The 16015-nt window shown below is 69.3% G+C and carries 15 protein-coding genes; 5 read left to right on the top strand and 10 right to left on the bottom strand.

The window, feature by feature from the left end; all coding sequences use genetic code 11:
• Positions 1 to 29: 29 nt before the first annotated feature.
• From lipA to LIN44_RS00375, 3 genes are all read right to left on the bottom strand, one after another.
• Positions 30 to 1034, bottom strand: a complete 1005-nt coding sequence (lipA, locus tag LIN44_RS00385) for a lipoyl synthase (RefSeq protein WP_112776097.1) — start codon at positions 1032 to 1034, stop codon at positions 30 to 32.
• Positions 1035 to 1074: 40 nt separating this feature from the next.
• Positions 1075 to 1803 carry a lipoyl(octanoyl) transferase LipB gene (lipB, locus tag LIN44_RS00380; RefSeq protein WP_227313067.1) on the bottom strand — a complete coding sequence of 243 codons (729 nt, stop codon included), beginning with the start codon at positions 1801 to 1803 and terminating at the stop codon, positions 1075 to 1077.
• 158 nt (positions 1804 to 1961) lie between these two features.
• Positions 1962 to 2330 (bottom strand): DUF2917 domain-containing protein, encoded by a 369-nt coding sequence (locus tag LIN44_RS00375; RefSeq protein WP_115663362.1) that lies wholly within the window; start codon positions 2328 to 2330, stop codon positions 1962 to 1964.
• A gap of 247 nt (positions 2331 to 2577) precedes the next feature.
• Between LIN44_RS00375 and LIN44_RS00370 the strand changes: the two genes are divergently transcribed.
• The gene (locus tag LIN44_RS00370) at positions 2578 to 3534 is read left to right on the top strand and encodes a transcriptional regulator GcvA (protein ID WP_227313066.1); all 957 of its coding nucleotides are present in this window, start codon (positions 2578 to 2580) and stop codon (positions 3532 to 3534) included.
• A gap of 1 nt (position 3535) precedes the next feature.
• On the opposite strand, the gene LIN44_RS00365 is transcribed toward LIN44_RS00370, so the two are convergent.
• From LIN44_RS00365 to LIN44_RS00335, 7 genes are all read right to left on the bottom strand, one after another.
• Positions 3536 to 4612, bottom strand: coding sequence for a tyrosine recombinase XerC (locus tag LIN44_RS00365; RefSeq protein WP_227313065.1), 1077 nt, complete (start codon positions 4610 to 4612; stop codon positions 3536 to 3538).
• A gap of 23 nt (positions 4613 to 4635) precedes the next feature.
• Positions 4636 to 5322: a DUF484 family protein gene (locus tag LIN44_RS00360; RefSeq protein ID WP_227313064.1), complete on the bottom strand. Its 687-nt coding sequence runs from the start codon at positions 5320 to 5322 to the stop codon at positions 4636 to 4638.
• Between the two features lie 284 nt (positions 5323 to 5606).
• Complete coding sequence (gene rodA, locus LIN44_RS00355; protein ID WP_227313063.1) at positions 5607 to 6749, bottom strand: rod shape-determining protein RodA; 1143 nt, start codon at positions 6747 to 6749, stop codon at positions 5607 to 5609.
• An 11-nt stretch (positions 6750 to 6760) separates the two neighbouring features.
• Positions 6761 to 9070: a penicillin-binding protein 2 gene (gene mrdA, locus LIN44_RS00350; RefSeq protein ID WP_227313062.1), complete on the bottom strand. Its 2310-nt coding sequence runs from the start codon at positions 9068 to 9070 to the stop codon at positions 6761 to 6763.
• Between the two features lie 66 nt (positions 9071 to 9136).
• A complete protein-coding gene (gene mreD / locus LIN44_RS00345; RefSeq protein ID WP_012351397.1) occupies positions 9137 to 9649 on the bottom strand; it encodes a rod shape-determining protein MreD in 513 nt (170 codons plus the stop codon).
• The gene (gene mreC, locus LIN44_RS00340) at positions 9646 to 10611 is read right to left on the bottom strand and encodes a rod shape-determining protein MreC (protein ID WP_092315236.1); all 966 of its coding nucleotides are present in this window, start codon (positions 10609 to 10611) and stop codon (positions 9646 to 9648) included. The genes mreD and mreC overlap by 4 nt, the downstream gene beginning before the upstream one ends.
• 196 nt (positions 10612 to 10807) lie before the next feature.
• On the bottom strand, positions 10808 to 11851 hold the full coding sequence (locus LIN44_RS00335; RefSeq protein ID WP_008648066.1) for a rod shape-determining protein: 1044 nt from the start codon (positions 11849 to 11851) through the stop codon (positions 10808 to 10810).
• Between the two features lie 598 nt (positions 11852 to 12449).
• Between LIN44_RS00335 and gatC the strand changes: the two genes are divergently transcribed.
• From gatC to LIN44_RS00315, 4 genes are all read left to right on the top strand, one after another.
• On the top strand, positions 12450 to 12749 hold the full coding sequence (gene gatC / locus LIN44_RS00330) for an Asp-tRNA(Asn)/Glu-tRNA(Gln) amidotransferase subunit GatC (RefSeq protein ID WP_018006687.1): 300 nt from the start codon (positions 12450 to 12452) through the stop codon (positions 12747 to 12749).
• 85 nt (positions 12750 to 12834) lie between these two features.
• Entirely contained in the window at positions 12835 to 14340 is a 1506-nt protein-coding gene (gatA, locus tag LIN44_RS00325; protein WP_227313061.1) for an Asp-tRNA(Asn)/Glu-tRNA(Gln) amidotransferase subunit GatA, read from the top strand.
• Between the two features lie 2 nt (positions 14341 to 14342).
• Positions 14343 to 14801, top strand: coding sequence for a hypothetical protein (locus tag LIN44_RS00320; protein WP_227313060.1), 459 nt, complete (start codon positions 14343 to 14345; stop codon positions 14799 to 14801).
• An 18-nt stretch (positions 14802 to 14819) separates the two neighbouring features.
• Positions 14820 to 15932 (top strand): dienelactone hydrolase family protein, encoded by a 1113-nt coding sequence (locus tag LIN44_RS00315; protein ID WP_227313059.1) that lies wholly within the window; start codon positions 14820 to 14822, stop codon positions 15930 to 15932.
• Positions 15933 to 16015: the final 83 nt, after the last annotated feature.

Below are 16015 nucleotides of genomic sequence, written 5' to 3'. Positions count from 1 at the left end.
GTTCTCATTCCATCCACCAACCACCCAGCTCAGGCAAACCCCGCCTGATGCGCCTGCTGGTCGGCATGGTACGAACTGCGCACCATCGCCCCCACGGCAGCGTGGGTGAAGCCCATCTTGTAGGCCTCGTCCTCGAACATCTTGAAGGTGTCGGGATGCACGTAGCGCAGTACCGGCAGGTGGTGGTTCGACGGCGCCAGGTACTGGCCGATGGTCAGCATGTCGATGTCGTGCGCGCGCATGTCGCGCATGACTTCCAGGATTTCCTCGTCGGTCTCGCCCAGGCCGACCATCAGGCCGGACTTGGTCGGCACGTTGGGATTGCGGCGCTTGAATTCCTGCAGCAGCTTGAGCGAGTGCGCATAGTCGGCGCCCGGGCGGGCCTGCTTGTACAGGCGCGGTACGGTTTCCATGTTGTGGTTCATCACGTCGGGCGGGCACGCCTGCAGGATGTCCAGCGCCTTGTCGAGGCGGCCGCGGAAGTCGGGCACCAGCACTTCGATGCGGGTGTCGGGCGACAGCTCGCGGGTCTGCGAGATGCAGTCGACATAGTGCTGGGCGCCGCCGTCGCGCAGGTCATCGCGGTCGACGCTGGTGATCACCACGTAGTTCAGCTTGAGCTGGGCGATGGTGCGCGCCAGGTTGCCGGGCTCGTTCACATCGAGCGGGTCCGGACGCCCGTGGCCGACGTCGCAGAAGGGGCAGCGGCGCGTGCACTTGTCGCCCATGATCATGAAGGTGGCGGTGCCCTTGCCGAAGCATTCGCCGATATTCGGGCAGCTGGCTTCCTCGCACACCGTCACCAGGTTGTTGGCGCGCAGGATGTCCTTGATCTCATAGAAACGCGAATTGCCGGTGGCGGCCTTCACGCGGATCCAGTCCGGCTTCTTGAGCTTCTCGGCCGGCACGATCTTGATGGGGATGCGCGCGGTCTTGTCGGCCGACTTCTGCTTGCGGGTCGGGTCGTACTGCTCCGCGGGGGATTGCGGGGCTTCGCTGGAAGATGCGATCGGGGCGATCAGTGCGTCGCTCATACATTTCTCCGCACGCGTTCGGCGTGCATTTCGCTTTTGACTAGGAGGCCAGGGCCGGGGCGGCGGGTTCTTCAGCCGCCAGCACGCGAGCCTCGTGCACTGCCAGCACCTCGCACAATGCAGCCGCCAGGCGTTGTGCGATCTCGGGTTGTGTTGCCGCGGTCACGGGCACCGGCGCGCCGTCTGCATCCGCCACCGGACAGGTGGCTCCCGCAGTGGCCATGTCGACCGTTTCCAGTCCGGCATAGCCGCAGGGATTGATGCGCAGGAACGGCGACAGGTCCATCTGCACGTTGAGGCTGACACCGTGGTAGCTGCAGCCGTTGCGGATCTTGAGGCCGAGCGCCGCAATCTTGGCGCCCTGGTGCGGCCCGCCGGACAGGTAGATGCCGGGGGCGCCGGGCTTGCGTTCGGCTGCGAGATTATACGCCGCGAGCGTGTCGAGCACGGCCTGCTCGATGCCGTGCACCAGCTCGCGCACCATCAGCTTGCGGCGGCGCAGGTCGAGCAAAAGGTAAGCCACGACCTGTCCCGGACCGTGGTAAGTGATCTGCCCGCCACGATCGATCTGGACCACCGGGATCCGCTCGTCCGGCGCCAGCAGGTGCGCGGGGTCGCCCGCCTGGCCCAACGTGTAGACCGGCGGATGCTCGACCAGCCAGACCTGGTCGGGCGTCTCGGGAGTGCGTGCGGCGGTGAAGGCGCGCATCGCGTCGAAACACGGCTGATAGTCCTCGCGGCCGCGTTCGATGACTTGAATCGGATGCATGGCGAGAGTGTAACGAAAAGGGCCGGCTTGCGCCGGCCCTGCCTGCCCCGGTTCAGCGCACCGCAGGCGGGCAACCGTCCGATGCGTCACGCGACCAGACCAGGCGCAGATGGCCCCGGTGCCGGTGCGATGCGGACGTTGCCCCGCCCGGCCCCGCTTCAGGAGGCGGTGACCCGGTCCTGGTTAGGCGTCCACTCCGTGCCTCGAACCAGACGGCGCAGGCTGCGGTACACCAGGTGCGGCAGGTCGGCCAGCGCCAGCGCCGGGCGGCGCGCCTCGGCAATCAGCGCCAGGCGCACCGGATGCAGGGCGCGCGGGTCGATGCTGAGCACCACCTCGTCGCCCGGGCGCAGCAGCAGGCTGCCGCCACAACGCAGCCAGTAGTCCTCCGAATCGTTCTCGCGGGTCAGCCACACGTCGGTACCACGGGCCTCTGCAATATGCAGGCGCTGCGCGGCATGCACCGACAGCGTGGTGACTTCGCCAGGATTCAGGGTGAACTCGGTCGTTGTGAGCACGGTTTTCATGGTGGTTCTCCGTTCAGCCGGCCCTGGCGGGGATACGCCAGACGCAGTACGGATTCGCGGCGGGTCACAGGAACTGGCCCGGCAAGGGGACCAGGCCAGTTAAATCCTGCGAATATCGCCGTGAAGAAGTGTGCAAAGCGGGGGCCGGTGAGGGAATATTAGTGATTGCCCGACCACTATCAAAACGATATATTTTCTTTGTTCTTGTTAGCCAATCTCACATAACCCCGATCGTCTGGAGGCGGCCATGGCCTGGAAAAGCGCCTGGGAGAAAGACCTGCCGCGCGGCTGGCACCGCGAGCTGCCGCGCCTGCCGGCGCTGACCGCGCTGCGCGCGTTCGAGGCCGCGGCACGGCACGAGAGCTTTTCGCGCGCGGCGACCGAGCTGTTTGTCACCCATGGCGCGGTCAGCCACCAGATCCGCGCGCTGGAAGAGGAACTGGGCATGCCGCTGTTCGAGCGCCATGGCAAGCGCGTGGCGCTGACGCCGGCGGGCCGGCTGTATGCCGAGCGCGTGCGCGACGCCCTGCTGCAGATCGCCGATGCCACGCGCGCGCTGCAGGCCGGCAACCGCGACAAGCGCCTGACCATCAGCACCATGCCGTCGTTCGCCGCGCGCTGGCTGACGCCGCGCATCGGCAGCTTTATCGAGCGCCACCCGGAGCTGGATGTCGAACTGCTGTCATCGAACACGCTGGTCAACTTTGCGCACGAAGAAGTCGATATCGCGCTGCGCATGGGCAGCGGCGACTATCCCGGCCTGTACGTGGAGCGGCTGCTCGACGACGTCTTCTTCCCGGTGTGCAGCCCCCACTTCAACGGCGGCCGGCTGCCCGCACGGCCGCAGGACATGGCCGGCATGCCGCTGCTGCGTGGCGAGGGCGATCCGTGGAAGCCGTGGTTCGAGGCCGCCGGGCTCGACTGGCCGGAGCCGCGCAAGGGCCTGCTGCTGGAAGATTCCTCGCTGCTGCTGCAGGCCGCCTCGGAAGGTCAGGGCATCGCCCTGATCCGCTCGTCGCTGGCGTGCAACGACCTGCTGTCCGGGCGCGTGGTGCGGCTGTTCGAGGTCAGCATCCCGTGCCCGTGGCTGCTGTACTTCGTGTGCGCGCCCGGCTCGCTGAACCTGCCCAAGGTGCAGGCGTTCCGCGGCTGGCTGCTGCCCGAGATCGAGCGCTTCCGCGAGGTGCTGGCGCAGTGGGAGTGAGTCAGTCTTCCGGCGTTTGGTCGCGGTCCGCCGCAATGCCAGCGGCATCGGCCGCCGGCTTCGCGCGCGCCCGGCCGGCGCGCGGGTGGGCCTTGTCGTAGACCTTGGCCAGGTGCTGGAAATCCAGCGCGGTGTAGACCTGCGTGGTGGAGATGCTGGCATGGCCCAGCATCTCCTGCACCGCGCGCAGGTCGCCGGAAGACTGCAGCATGTGGGTGGCGAAGGAATGCCGCAGCATATGCGGATGCACATCGGCCGGCACGCCGGCGCGCAGCGCCTGCTGCTTGAGCCGCAGCTGCACCGTGCGCATCGACAGGCGCCGCCCGCGCGCACCGAGAAACAGCGCATGGGCGTCCTCGGGCGGGGCGCCCGGCCGCAGCAAGTCGTCGCGTACCGCGAGCCACGCCTGCAGCGCCGCGATCGCCTTGCTGCCGACCGGCACCGAGCGCCGGCGCGAGCCCTTGCCGGTCACGGTGACCTCGGCGCCGGCCAGGTCGAGCCAGCCGCTGGAGCGGTAGCCGTCGGCATCGGCATAGCGCAGGTCCAGCTGCACCAGCTCGGACAGCCGCAGCCCGCTCGAGTAGAACAATTCGTAGACGGCCTGGTCGCGCAGCGCCTCGGCGTCGGTGCCGGCCGGGTGTGCGACCAGCGCCACCGCGTGCTCGACCGACAGCGCCTTCGGTAGCGCGTGCCTGGAGCGCGGCGCGCGCACGCCGTCGACCGGATTCACGGTCACGCCATGGCCATGGCGTGCGGCCCAGAGATAGAAGCCGCGCCATGCCGACAGCGCGCGCCCGATACTGGTGCCGACCAGCCCGGCGGCATGCAGCCGCGCGGCGAAATGACGGATATGGTGAGTCTGCAGCGCCAGCAGCGCGACGCCCGGCGCATGCTGCGCCGCGTGCGCCTGCAGCACGCGCAGCTCGCGCGCATAGCCCGACAGCGTGTGCTCGGCCAGCTTGCGGCTGCCGCGCAGCCAGTCGAGGTAGCGCGTGACCAGCGGGTCCGGCGGCGCCGCTGCGCCGCCGGCGGGAGCGGGCGGCGCGACCGCGTCGCGCGGTGGCCGGCGTGCCGTCATGGCGTCATGGCCCGGCCGTGGCTTCAGTCGCGCAGCCGGTTCAGCGCCGCGCCCGCAACCTCGCCGATCTGCGCCAGGTAGGCGGTGCCCATGCCTTCGTGGAAGCGGCGCGGGTCGGGCGAGCCCAGCACCAGCAGGCCAAAGGCGGCGCCACGCACGTCGGCGCCGGCCGCGGCCTCGCCGGCGCGCACCGGCACGCGCAGCGTCACCATCGCCAGCGAGGTGACATCGTCGCGCTCCAGCAGGCTGGCCGCCTCGAAGCCGCTGTTGCCGCCGCAGTACGGCGCACGCAGGCCTTCGGCAAAGATGCGCAGGTCTTCGCTGGCGCCCTGTGCCACTTCCATGTGCGCGTACTGCTCGGCGACATCCCACAGCTTGAGCGCGACCGCCGGCACGTCGAACACCTGCTGCAAACCGTCCTGCACCGCATACGGCAGCGCATGCGAATCGGCCTCGGCCAGCAGGCGCAGTTGCCAGTCATGCAGGCGCTGCTGGGTGCGGTCGTTCTCGTGGCCATGGCGGACCAGGTCCGCCAGGCGCAGCTCCAGGCCCTTGTTCTTCTCGCGCAGGATTTCCATCTGGCGCTCCTGCAGCGACACGGCACGATGGCTGTGCGGGCTGGTCAGCTGCACCGCGGCCAGCAGCTCGGCATGCTCTTCGAAGAATTCAGGATGGCTCTGCAGGTAGGCGGCAACGTCTTGGGCGTTCATGGGGCGTGGACCGGTAGAGGTAAAGTGGGTGGCAGTTTAGCAAACCCACAAAGCAAGAGAGACGACCGGTTTAACGTGCTCCCAAGCCGCCCGCACTTGCCCAAGCAAGGTGTTCTCCCTCTCCCCTCATGGGGAGAGGGCCGGGGTGAGGGGTGGTTTAGCTAGGAACCACATGAAGCGGGGCCTACGGTTTTTTCAGCACCGTGGCTCCGGCAAACGCCCGCCCTCACCCCCGCCCCTCTCCCGCACGCGGGAGAGGGGAGCAAACCGCCGGCGTATCCCAACTACGTCTGTATCAACCGCTTCTGCCGCGAAATGCTCATCAGGATGCCGATGCCCGCGCCCAGCGTCACCAGCGCGGTGCCGCCGTAGCTCAGCAGCGGCAGCGGCACGCCCACCACCGGCAGGATGCCGCTGACCATGCCCATGTTGACGAAGGCATAGGTGAAGAAGATCAGCGTGATCGACCCCGCCAGCAGCCGCGAGAACAGCGTCGGCGCATTGGCCGCGATAAAGAGCCCGCGGAAGATCAGCAGCAGGTACAGCACCAGCAGCACCGCGTTGCCGATCAGGCCGAACTCTTCCGAGTACACCGCGAAGATAAAGTCGGTGTGCTTTTCCGGGATGAACTCCAGGTGGGTCTGCGTCCCCTTGAGCCAGCCCTTGCCCTCGACCCCGCCCGAGCCGATTGCGATGATCGACTGGATTGTGTGGAAGCCCTTGCCGAGCGGATCGCTGGTCGGGTCCAGCAGCGTGCAGACGCGGTGCTGCTGGTAGTCGTGCAGCACCGGCCAGTTCACGCCTGGCGCGCACATGTCGTTCTGGAACGTGAGCAGCAGCGTGATGGCGACCACCAGGATGCCCATCAACGGCAGGATCAGCTTCCACGACAGCCCGGCGAAGTAGATCACATACAGGCCCGCGGCCATCACCAGCAGCGCCGTGCCCAGGTCGGGCTGCTTGGCGATCAGGCCCACCGGGATCAGCAGCAGGCCCAGCGCGACGATGAAGTCGAACCACCGGATCACGCCCTCGCGCTTCTGGAAGTACCACGCCAGCATCAGCGGCATCGAGATCTTCATGATCTCGGACGGCTGGATCACCATGCCGACATAGAGCCAGCGGCGCGCCCCCTTGCGGATCAGGCCGAACATGGCCACCGCGATCAGCAGCGCCACCCCCACCGTATAGATCGGCACCGCCACCCGCATCAGCGTCTGCGTCGGCAGGTAGGCGATCACGAACATCACCACGTACGACAGCAGGATGTTGCGCAGCTGGTCCTCGACCCGGCCCGGCATGTCGATGGCGGCCGAATACAGCGCCACGATGCCGGTGGCGAACAGCAGGAACACGATCAGCGAGAGCGGCTTGTCAAAGCCGGTCAGCGCGGTCTTGACCAGGGACAGGACGCGGCGTCGATCCATGCGCGTCTCCTTCAGCGATTGGCGTCGGCACCGCTGGCTGCCTTGGCAGCGACGGGCTTGACGCGTGGTTTGGGCGCGGGCGCCTTGGCCGGCACGACGGCCGCGGAGGCCGGCGCGGGGGTCTGCGGCTTGCTGTGCCCCAGCGCCTGCAGCATGCGCTGGTCCAGCGTCTGCACCGCGGACGCCGGGGCGATGGCATCAGGATCGAGCGTCGCGGCGATCGCCTCCGGCGTCGGCACCTGCGCGGCCGAGGCCGCCGCCACCGCGGCGCTGGCGGCAGCGCCGCTGGCCGGTGCGCCGCCGCTGGACATCACCGTGGCGCTGGCAATGCTGGCGGTCTGGCCGGTGGTGAACACGCTCGGCGTATCCACCGGCGCGCGGCCCGCGACGCGCTCGCCGGCGGGCGGGGCAATCGCCTCCAGCTCGGCGGGCCACTTGCCGGTCAGGTAATAGTCCATCACCTTGCGCGCGATCGGCGCGGCCACCGCGGCGCCGAAGCCGGCGTTCTCGACGATCAGCGCGATCGCGATCCTGGGCTGGTCCGCCGGCGCGAACGCGGTGTACAGCGAATGGTCGCGCTTGTGCTCGGCCAGCGCGTGGTGGTTGTACTTTTCGCCCTTGGCCAGGCTGTAGGTCTGCGCCGTGCCGGTCTTGCCGGCGGACTCGTAGGCGGCGCCGGCAAACACGCGCGCGGCCGTGCCGGAGTGCGTCACCGCCACCATGGCGCGCTTGATCACGTTGATGTCGGCCTGCTTGAACGGGATGGTGTAGCTTTCCTTGGGCACGGTGAGCGTGCGCTTGCGCGTGACCGCGTCTTCGATGGCCTTGACCAGGTGCGGCTTCATCACCTTGCCGTCGTTGACGATCACCGAGGTCGCCTGCGCCAGCTGCAGGATGGTGAAGCTGTTGTAGCCCTGGCCGATGCCCAGCGAGATGGTCTCGCCCTCATACCACTTCTGCTGCTCGGGCTTGCGGTAGGCCTTGCGCTTCCACTCGGTCGACGGCAGGATGCCGCGGCTTTCGCCCTCGATGTCGATGCCGGTGATCTGGCCGAAGCCCAGCGGCTTCATGAAGTCATGGATGCCGTTGACGCCCATGTCGCGCGCCAGCGCGTAGTAATAGGTGTCGCACGAATGCACGATCGAGCTGTGCATGTCGACCCAGCCGTGGCCGCCCGGCTTGTCGTCGCGGAAGGTGTGGTTGCCCAGCGTGAAATAGCCCGGGTCCGACATGCCCCACGCCGCGGTGCGCTTGCCGGTGGTCAGCGCGGCCAGCGCCATGAATGGCTTGTAGGTCGAGCCCGGCGGATAGGTGCCGCGCAGCGGTCGGTTCAGCAGCGGCTTGTCGGGCGAGCCGTTGAGCTCGTTCCAGGTATTGGTGTCGATGCCCTCGACGAACAGGTTGGGGTCGAAGGTCGGCTTGGAGACGAAGGCCAGGATGTCGCCGGTGGACGGCTCGATCGCCACCAGCGCGCCGCGGCGGTTGCCATAGAGCGCCTCGGCCAGCTGCTGCAGGCGGATGTCGAGCGACAGGATCAGGTTGTTGCCGGGGGTGGCGGGCGAGGTCGACAGCGTGCGGATCGGGCGCCCGCCCGCGCTGACTTCCACTTCCTCGAAGCCGGTCAGCCCGTGCAGCTCGCTCTCGTAGCTCTGCTCCAGGCCGATCTTGCCGATGTAGTTGGTGCCCTTGTAGTTGTCGGCATCCTTGCGCGGATCATACTTGGCGCCGTCGGCATCGTTGGCCAGGTCCATGGCCTCGATGCGCTCCTGGTCGCGCTGCGAAATGCGGCCGAGGTAGCCGATCACGTGCGAGGCCGACTCCCCCAGCGGGTACTGGCGGAACAGCCGCGCGCGCACGTCGACGCCGGGGAAGCGGAAGCGCTGCGCGGAGAAGCGCGCCACCTCCGCGTCGGTCAGCTGGCTGCGGATCGGCAGGCTTTCGAAGCTGCGCGACTCCTCCATCAGCCGCTTGAAGCGGCGCCGGTCGCGCGGCTGGATCTCGACCAGCGCCGACAGGCCCTCGATGGTGTTGTCGAGCGTATCGGTCAGCTTGGACGGGGTGATCTCCAGCGTGTACGCCGAATAGTTGCGCGCCAGCACGATGCCGTTGCGGTCCATGATGATGCCGCGGTTGGGCTCGATCGGCGCCACCGAGATGCGGTTGTCCTCGGCCTTGGCCGAATACTGGTCATGCTTGTACCACTGCAGCCACAGGAAGCGCGAGAACAGCAGGCCGAAGCAGACCACCGTAAACAGCGCCGCTGCCGCCACGCGGATGCGGAAGCGGCCGATTTCCAGTTCGACGTTGCGGATTTCGGTCATGGTACTGCGTGGCCTGGAGAAATCGGTGGTGGACGGTGGCGGGCGATGGCGATGACGATGGCGGCGTCAGATCGGCCGGGTCTCGTCGACATCGGTCGAGCGGCGCTGCGGCGCCAGCAGCAGGCTGGTGGCAAGCGGCCACAGCAGCGCCTCGATCGCGGGCGCCAGCAGCAGCGGCCAGCCCGGCAGCGGCGCGCCCATCGCCAGCCGGATCAGCACCGGCACCGCGTGCGCGATGAACAGCAGCGGCAGCACGTGCAGCGCCTGGGTATAAACCGTGAACCACAGCACGCGACGGTGGATGGTGATGGCGAAGTAGGCCAGCAGCGTGTACGCCAGCGCGTGCTCGCCCAGCAGCCGGGCATCGTGCACATCCATCAGCAGGCCCAGCAGGAAGGCCACGCCCATGCCCACCTTGCGCGGCTGGTGGATGTTCCAGAACACCAGCACCAGCGCCACCATGTCCGGAATCCACAGCGTGGTGCCCCACGGCATCAGGTTGAACAGGAACGCCAGCACGAAGCTGAAGGCGATAAAGGCCGGGTTGACCGGCCGCAGCAGGTATTGGGGGTTGGTCACCGTGGTGCCTCCTTGGCGGGCGCGGCCTTGCCGGCCGCGGCGCTGTCGGCGGCGGCGCGCGCCGCGGCGGACTTGGCGCCCTTGACCGGCGCCTCGGGGCGCGCCTCGACCGCTTCGCGCGCCGGGATGGCGGCGTCGTAGCGCACCACCAGCAGCTGGCGGTGCGCGCGCACGCCGGCCACCGGCTCGCAATAGACGCGCGAGAACGCGGTATCGGCCTTGCGCTCGATCTGCACGATCTTCGCCACCGGCAGGCCGGGCGGATAGGTGCCGTCCAGGCCCGAGGTCACCAGCAGGTCGCCCTGCTGCAGGTCGGCGGCGGCGGCCATGAAGCGCAGGTCGAGATGGCCCGCGCGGGCGCCGCCGAAGGCCACGCTGCGCAGGCCGTTGCGCACCACCTGCACCGGGATCGCCTGGTCCTTGTCGGTCAGCAGCGTCACCTCGGACTGGAACGGCGACACGCGCGTGACCTGCCCCACCACGCCGCGCTCGTCGATCACCGGGTAGCCGGCGCGCAGGCCGTGCTGGCTGCCCTTGTCGATGACGATGCGCTGGCTGTAAGGGTCGCGCGCGTCATACAGGATCTCGGCCGCGGTCACCGGCGTGGCCGACTGCTGGGCAAGCCCGAGCAGCTTGCGCAGCTGGTTGTTCTCGGCCTCGAGCTGGGCCTGGCGTACCGAGGCCTGCGCCTGCTGCACCGCGTTCTGGCGCAGCTCGCGGTTCTCGGTGGCGAGCGTCGCCGACGACTGCGCATAGTCGAACATGGTGCGCAGCGCGTCGCGCGGCGCCAGCACCAGGCGCTCGACCGGCATCAGCACGGTGGCGGCAACCTGCCGGCCCACGCGCAGCGCGTCGAAACGGGCGTCGACCACCAGCAGCGCCAGCGCGATGCCCACGTACAGGACCAGCCTGGCGACGGCCGAGGTGCCTTGCTTGAAGAGCGGCGGAGGGGAGTAATCCATTTACCCGAACAAAGGCCGGAGGCCACGCGGAAACGCCCCGCCGCCCGCCTTGCCGCGCCCCGGCCCCTGGCGGGGACAGGCGCGGCACGGTCGGGCGGCGGGAGCTGCCAGGGCCCGGCCCCGGCGGATGCGGCGCCGCGGCGGCGCCATGATCGGTCGATCCGGCAGGCCGCGCATCGCCACGTGAGCGTCCTGCTTACTCGTAGGAGAAGATGCTGCCGAGCTTGTCCATGCGTTCCAGCGCCATGCCAGAGCCGCGCACCACGCAGGTCAGCGGGTCTTCGGCGACCAGCACCGGCAGGCCGGTTTCTTCCGCCAGCAGGCGGTCCAGGTCGCGCAGCAGCGCGCCGCCGCCGGTCAGCATCATGCCGCGCTCGGCGATGTCGGCGCCCAGTTCGGGCGGGGTCTGTTCCAGCGCGATCTTCACCGCCGACACGATCTGGTTGAGCGGATCGGTCAGGGCTTCCAGGATTTCGTTGGACGAAACGGTAAAGGCGCGCGGGATGCCCTCGGACAGGTTGCGGCCCTTGACTTCCATCTCGCGGACCTCGGAGCCCGGGAAGGCCGAGCCGATTTCCTTCTTGATGGCCTCGGCGGTCTGCTCGCCGATCAGCATGCCGTAGTTGCGGCGGATGTAATTGACGATGGCCTCGTCGAACTTGTCGCCACCGACGCGCACCGAACCCTTGTAGACCATGCCGCCCAGCGAGATGATGCCGACCTCGGTGGTGCCGCCGCCGATGTCCACCACCATCGAGCCCGACGGCTCCGACACCGGCAGGCCGGCGCCGATCGCGGCCGACATCGGCTCCTCGATCAGGTAGACCTGGCTGGCGCCGGCGCCCAGCGCCGATTCACGGATGGCGCGGCGCTCGACCTGGGTCGAGCCGCACGGCACGCAGATGATGATGCGCGGGCTCGGGCGCAGCAGCTTGCTGTCATGCACCATCTTGATGAATTGCTTGAGCATCTGCTCGGTGACGGTGAAGTCGGCGATCACGCCGTCCTTCATCGGGCGGATCGCCTCGATATTGCCCGGCACCTTGCCCAGCATCTGCTTGGCTTCCTTGCCCACCGCCGTGATGGTCTTCTTGGCGTTGGGGCCGCCCTCCTGGCGGATCGCGACGACCGAGGGCTCGTCCAGCACGATGCCCTTGTCGCGCATGTAGATCAGCGTGTTGGCGGTGCCGAGGTCGATCGCCAGGTCGTTGGAGAAGTAGCTGCGGAGAAATCCGAACATCAGGAATCCTGTCTGTGGTGGTGTTCGCGGGTAGGCGAAGCGGCCGGCGCCGCGAGCGGCCCGGCCACGAAGTACGTTGTGTTGAATACGGAATGGTTCTCGGCTTCCCGCTCCGCCCGCCGCACCGGCCGGAGGCTGTCCGGCAAGATGGGCATGGGATCGGCACCGCCGGCGCACCGCACGCGCCGGCCCTACGGGAACCTTTGATTAGACCCCGCCGAAAAGTTCGCGGAAATGTGCAGGCGCCGGCGCATCATGCTGGCTGTCGCGCAACATGCGGGGACCGGCGGCAAGGCCTAATCAGAGGACCCAGGTTTGCCCTTCGGGCGCCTTCGGACACCGGGCGCGCAGGCGCCGGCCGCAGGCCATGTGGCGTAGGCGTTGCCAAAGGTCGGTAACTCGCAATGATACCTTATAATTCTGGCTGCTTTGGGCGTTTACAGCCTGAAAATACCTGCAATTCTGACGACTCCGGGGCGCCCTCCGGCGCCCATGGTCAGGCCCCGGGCCACGCGACGCAGCAGCCCCGTAAGCCAGCCGCCGGCGCAGCCCGCGCCACCCTTCGTTTCTGAGTATCCGAGCATCGATCCACCACGCCATGGCCCTCGACCTATCCGACGTCAAGCGCATTGCCCACCTCGCCCGCATCGAAACCAGCGATGACGAGGCCGCCCAGACGCTTGCGCAGCTGAACAACTTTTTCTCGCTGGTCGAGCAGATGCAGGCGGTCGACACCACCGGCATCGAGCCGCTGGCGCATCCGCTGTCGGCCGTGCGCGACATGGTCCAGCGCCTGCGCGAGGACGTGGTCACCGAAGCCGACCGCCGCGCCGACTACCAGCGCCCCGCGCCGGCCACCGAAAACGGCCTGTACCTGGTGCCCAAGGTCATCGAATGACCCTTGCCCGGTCCGTGCCCCCGGCGCCGCCAGCCCCGGCACGGTCCGCCCGCCAGTACAACACCCCTGATGCCAACCGACTGTCATGCCCTTTTCCGCTGATTCCGTGACTTCCCTGCGCCAGCTCGCCGACGCCCTGGCCGCGCGCACCGTCTCCGCCGAGGAACTCGCGCGCGAGTACCTGGCCCGCATCGAGCAGGCCGCCGCGCTCAACGCCTTTATCCACGTCGACGCCGAGCTGACCCTGGCCCAGGCGCGCGCCGCCGACGAGCGCCGCGCGCGCGGCGAGGCCGCGCCGCTGACCGGCGTGCCGGTCGCGCACAAGGATGTGTTCGTCACGCGCGGCTGGCGCGCCACCGCCGGCTCGAAGATGCTGGGCAACTATGAAAGCCCGTTCGACGCTACCGTGGTCGAGCGCATGGCCGCCGCCGGCATGGTCACGCTGGGCAAGACCAACATGGACGAGTTCGCGATGGGCTCGTCCAACGAGAACTCGCACTTCGGCCCGGTGCGCAACCCCTGGGACGCCAGCCGCGTGCCCGGCGGCTCGTCGGGCGGCTCGGCCGCGGCGGTCGCCGCCGGGCTCGCGCCCGCCGCCACCGGCACCGACACCGGCGGCTCGATCCGCCAGCCGGCATCGTTCTCGGGCATCACCGGGATCAAGCCGACCTACGGCCGCGTGTCGCGCTACGGCATGATCGCCTTTGCCTCGTCGCTCGACCAGGGCGGCCCGATGGCCCACACCGCCGAGGACTGCGCGCTGCTGCTCAATGCCATGGCCGGCTTCGACCCGAAGGACTCGACCAGCATCCCGCCGGAGCAAGGCGGCGTGGACGAGGACTACACCCGCCTGCTGGGTCAGCCGCGCGCCGGCGCCACCGCCGGGCGCCCGCTCGCCGGCCTGCGCATCGGCTTGCCGCAGGAGTACTTCGGCAAGGGCCTGGCGGCCGACGTCGAGCAGGCGGTGCGCGCGGCGCTGGCCGAATATGAAAAGCTGGGCGCCACGCTGGTCGAGGTGTCGCTGCCCAAGACCGAGCTGTCGATCCCGGTGTACTACGTGATCGCGCCGGCCGAGGCCTCGTCCAACCTGTCGCGCTTCGACGGCGTGCGCTACGGCCACCGCGCCGCCGAGTACCGCGACCTGCTCGACATGTACAAGAAGACCCGCGCCGAAGGCTTCGGCGCCGAGGTCAAGCGCCGCATCCTGGTCGGCACCTACGTGCTGTCGCACGGCTACTACGACGCCTACTACCTGCAGGCGCAGAAGATCCGCCGCATCATCGCCGACGACTTCCAGCGCGCCTTCGCCCAGTGCGACGTGATCATGGGCCCGGTGGCGCCGACGGTGGCGTGGAAGCTGGGCGAGAAGACCTCGGACCCGGTGCAGATGTACCTGGCCGACATCTTCACGCTGTCGACCAGCCTGGCCGGCCTGCCCGGCATGAGCGTGCCGTGCGGCTTCGGCGCGGGCAACATGCCCGTGGGCCTGCAGCTGATCGGCAACTACTTCGACGAAGCGCGCCTGCTGCAGGCCGCGCATGCGTTCCAGCAGGCGACCGACTGGCACCTGCGCCGCCCCGCCAAGGCCTGACCATGACCCGCACCCTGCTCCGCCTGCTTGCCGCCGCGGCGCTCGCCGCGCTCGTCGCCGGCTGCATCCAGCTGCCGATCATCGGCAAGCCCACGCCGATCGCCAGCCGCGACATCGACCTGGCCGGCGACTGCCGCCGCACCGAGGAAGACGGCTTCCGCGAAGACGCGCAACTGCGCATCGCGGACAACAGCGTGCAGCAGTTGTCGTGGAAGCTGTGGGTCGGCAAGCGCGGCTCATGCAGCTTCAACCTCGCCGAGTTCCGCCAGACGCAGAAGAAGCCGCATATCGAGCTGCGCGCCAACGACGGCAGCGGCTGCAAGCTGATGGTGTGGCAGGATCCGCGCCGCGTCACGCTGGCGCACGCCAACTGCCAGCAGCGCTGCACCCCCGGCATCTACGAGGAAGCCTGGCCGGTGATGTTCGAGCCGGGCACCGGCGCCTGCGCCCGCACGCGCTGAAGCCACTGCCGCCTGGCCATGCCGCACGCCCCCCTCGCCACCCCGCATCACGCGCCGCGCGCCGCCCACCCGGCGGCGGCATGGCTGCGCGCCGCGGTGGCGCTGGGCCTGGGCGCGTGGCTCGCGGGGGCCGCCGCGCATACGCCGGATCTGCCGGCCCCCGCCCTGGACGCGCCGGCACCGCTGACGCCGGCGGGCGCGCTAGCGCCGAACGCAGTGAGCCGGGCCGCGCCCGCTTCGGCGGCAGCGGCCAGGACGGCAGTCGCGCCCGTGCCCGCGCAGCGGGTGCAGCTGCGCGGCGATGCGGCCACGCCGGCGCTGACCGCCTACTGGTTCCTGCCGCGCGAAGGCGCCACGCCGCGCGCGCTGCCGGTGGTGGTGGCGCTGCACGGCTGCGGCGGCCTGCTGGCGCAGCGCGCCGCGCGCGAAGGCAGCGCAGCAGCAACGGGCGCTGACACCGCGGATGTTGCCGCGCTGCTGCAGCAACGCTACCGCGAATACGCGCACTGGCTCACCGAACGCGGCTACGCGGTGCTGATGCCGGACAGCTTCAGCGCGCGCGGCAGGCCTCACGGCATCTGCGCCGAGCCGATCGACAACCGCGCCATCGACGACCGCACCCGCCGCGCCGATGCGCTCGCCGCGCTGCGCTGGGTAGCGCAGCAACCTGCCGTCGACGCGTCGCGCATCGTGCTGCTGGGCTGGTCGAACGGCGCGCAGGCGGTGCTGGCCACGGTCGACGCCAGCCGCCCGTGGCCGACCGGCACGCCGCCGGTCGAGCGCGCGGTGGCGTTCTACCCGGGCTGCAAGCGCGCGGTGCAGCAGCACAGCTTCCGCCTGCGCGCGCCGCTGCTGCTGATGATCGGGGGCGCCGACGACTGGACCCCGGCGACCCGCTGCGCCATGCTGCAGAGCGCGGTGCAGGCGCGCCAGCCGGGCGCGCGCTTCCGGCTGGAGATCTTCCCGGGCGCCTATCACGGCTTTGACGGCACCAGCGAGCTGCATCGGCGCACCGACGTGCCCGCCGCCGCGATGCGCAAGAGCCAGAGCGTCACCGTCGGCGGCGACGCGGTGGCCCGCGTGGCCGCGCTGGCCCAGCTCGACTCCTGGCTCGCCAGCCCCGACCCCTGACGGCACAGGAACACCAGACAGAACACGGGGGCGGCGCTGCCGCTCCCTCGCAACAGACAACACCGAAAGAACCGAACAGGAAT

Source organism: Cupriavidus sp. MP-37, from assembly GCF_020618415.1.
Taxonomy (GTDB): Bacteria; Pseudomonadota; Gammaproteobacteria; order Burkholderiales; family Burkholderiaceae; genus Cupriavidus.
Note: the sequence above shows the minus strand (reverse complement) of the source record. Positions and strands in the feature narration are given on the sequence as shown.

Excerpts from the sequence above, each read along its gene's own strand:
- lipA (WP_112776097.1), bottom strand. The coding sequence starts at position 1,034 with ATGAGCGACGCACTGATCGCCCCGATCGCATCTTCCAGCGAAGCCCCG.
- lipB (WP_227313067.1), bottom strand. The coding sequence starts at position 1,803 with ATGCATCCGATTCAAGTCATCGAACGCGGCCGCGAGGACTATCAGCCG.
- LIN44_RS00375 (WP_115663362.1), bottom strand. The coding sequence starts at position 2,330 with ATGAAAACCGTGCTCACAACGACCGAGTTCACCCTGAATCCTGGCGAA.
- LIN44_RS00370 (WP_227313066.1), top strand. The coding sequence starts at position 2,578 with ATGGCCTGGAAAAGCGCCTGGGAGAAAGACCTGCCGCGCGGCTGGCAC.
- LIN44_RS00365 (WP_227313065.1), bottom strand. The coding sequence starts at position 4,612 with ATGACGGCACGCCGGCCACCGCGCGACGCGGTCGCGCCGCCCGCTCCC.
- LIN44_RS00360 (WP_227313064.1), bottom strand. The coding sequence starts at position 5,322 with ATGAACGCCCAAGACGTTGCCGCCTACCTGCAGAGCCATCCTGAATTC.
- rodA (WP_227313063.1), bottom strand. The coding sequence starts at position 6,749 with ATGGATCGACGCCGCGTCCTGTCCCTGGTCAAGACCGCGCTGACCGGC.
- mrdA (WP_227313062.1), bottom strand. The coding sequence starts at position 9,070 with ATGACCGAAATCCGCAACGTCGAACTGGAAATCGGCCGCTTCCGCATC.
- mreC (WP_092315236.1), bottom strand. The coding sequence starts at position 10,611 with ATGGATTACTCCCCTCCGCCGCTCTTCAAGCAAGGCACCTCGGCCGTC.
- LIN44_RS00335 (WP_008648066.1), bottom strand. The coding sequence starts at position 11,851 with ATGTTCGGATTTCTCCGCAGCTACTTCTCCAACGACCTGGCGATCGAC.
- gatC (WP_018006687.1), top strand. The coding sequence starts at position 12,450 with ATGGCCCTCGACCTATCCGACGTCAAGCGCATTGCCCACCTCGCCCGC.
- gatA (WP_227313061.1), top strand. The coding sequence starts at position 12,835 with ATGCCCTTTTCCGCTGATTCCGTGACTTCCCTGCGCCAGCTCGCCGAC.
- LIN44_RS00320 (WP_227313060.1), top strand. The coding sequence starts at position 14,343 with ATGACCCGCACCCTGCTCCGCCTGCTTGCCGCCGCGGCGCTCGCCGCG.
- LIN44_RS00315 (WP_227313059.1), top strand. The coding sequence starts at position 14,820 with ATGCCGCACGCCCCCCTCGCCACCCCGCATCACGCGCCGCGCGCCGCC.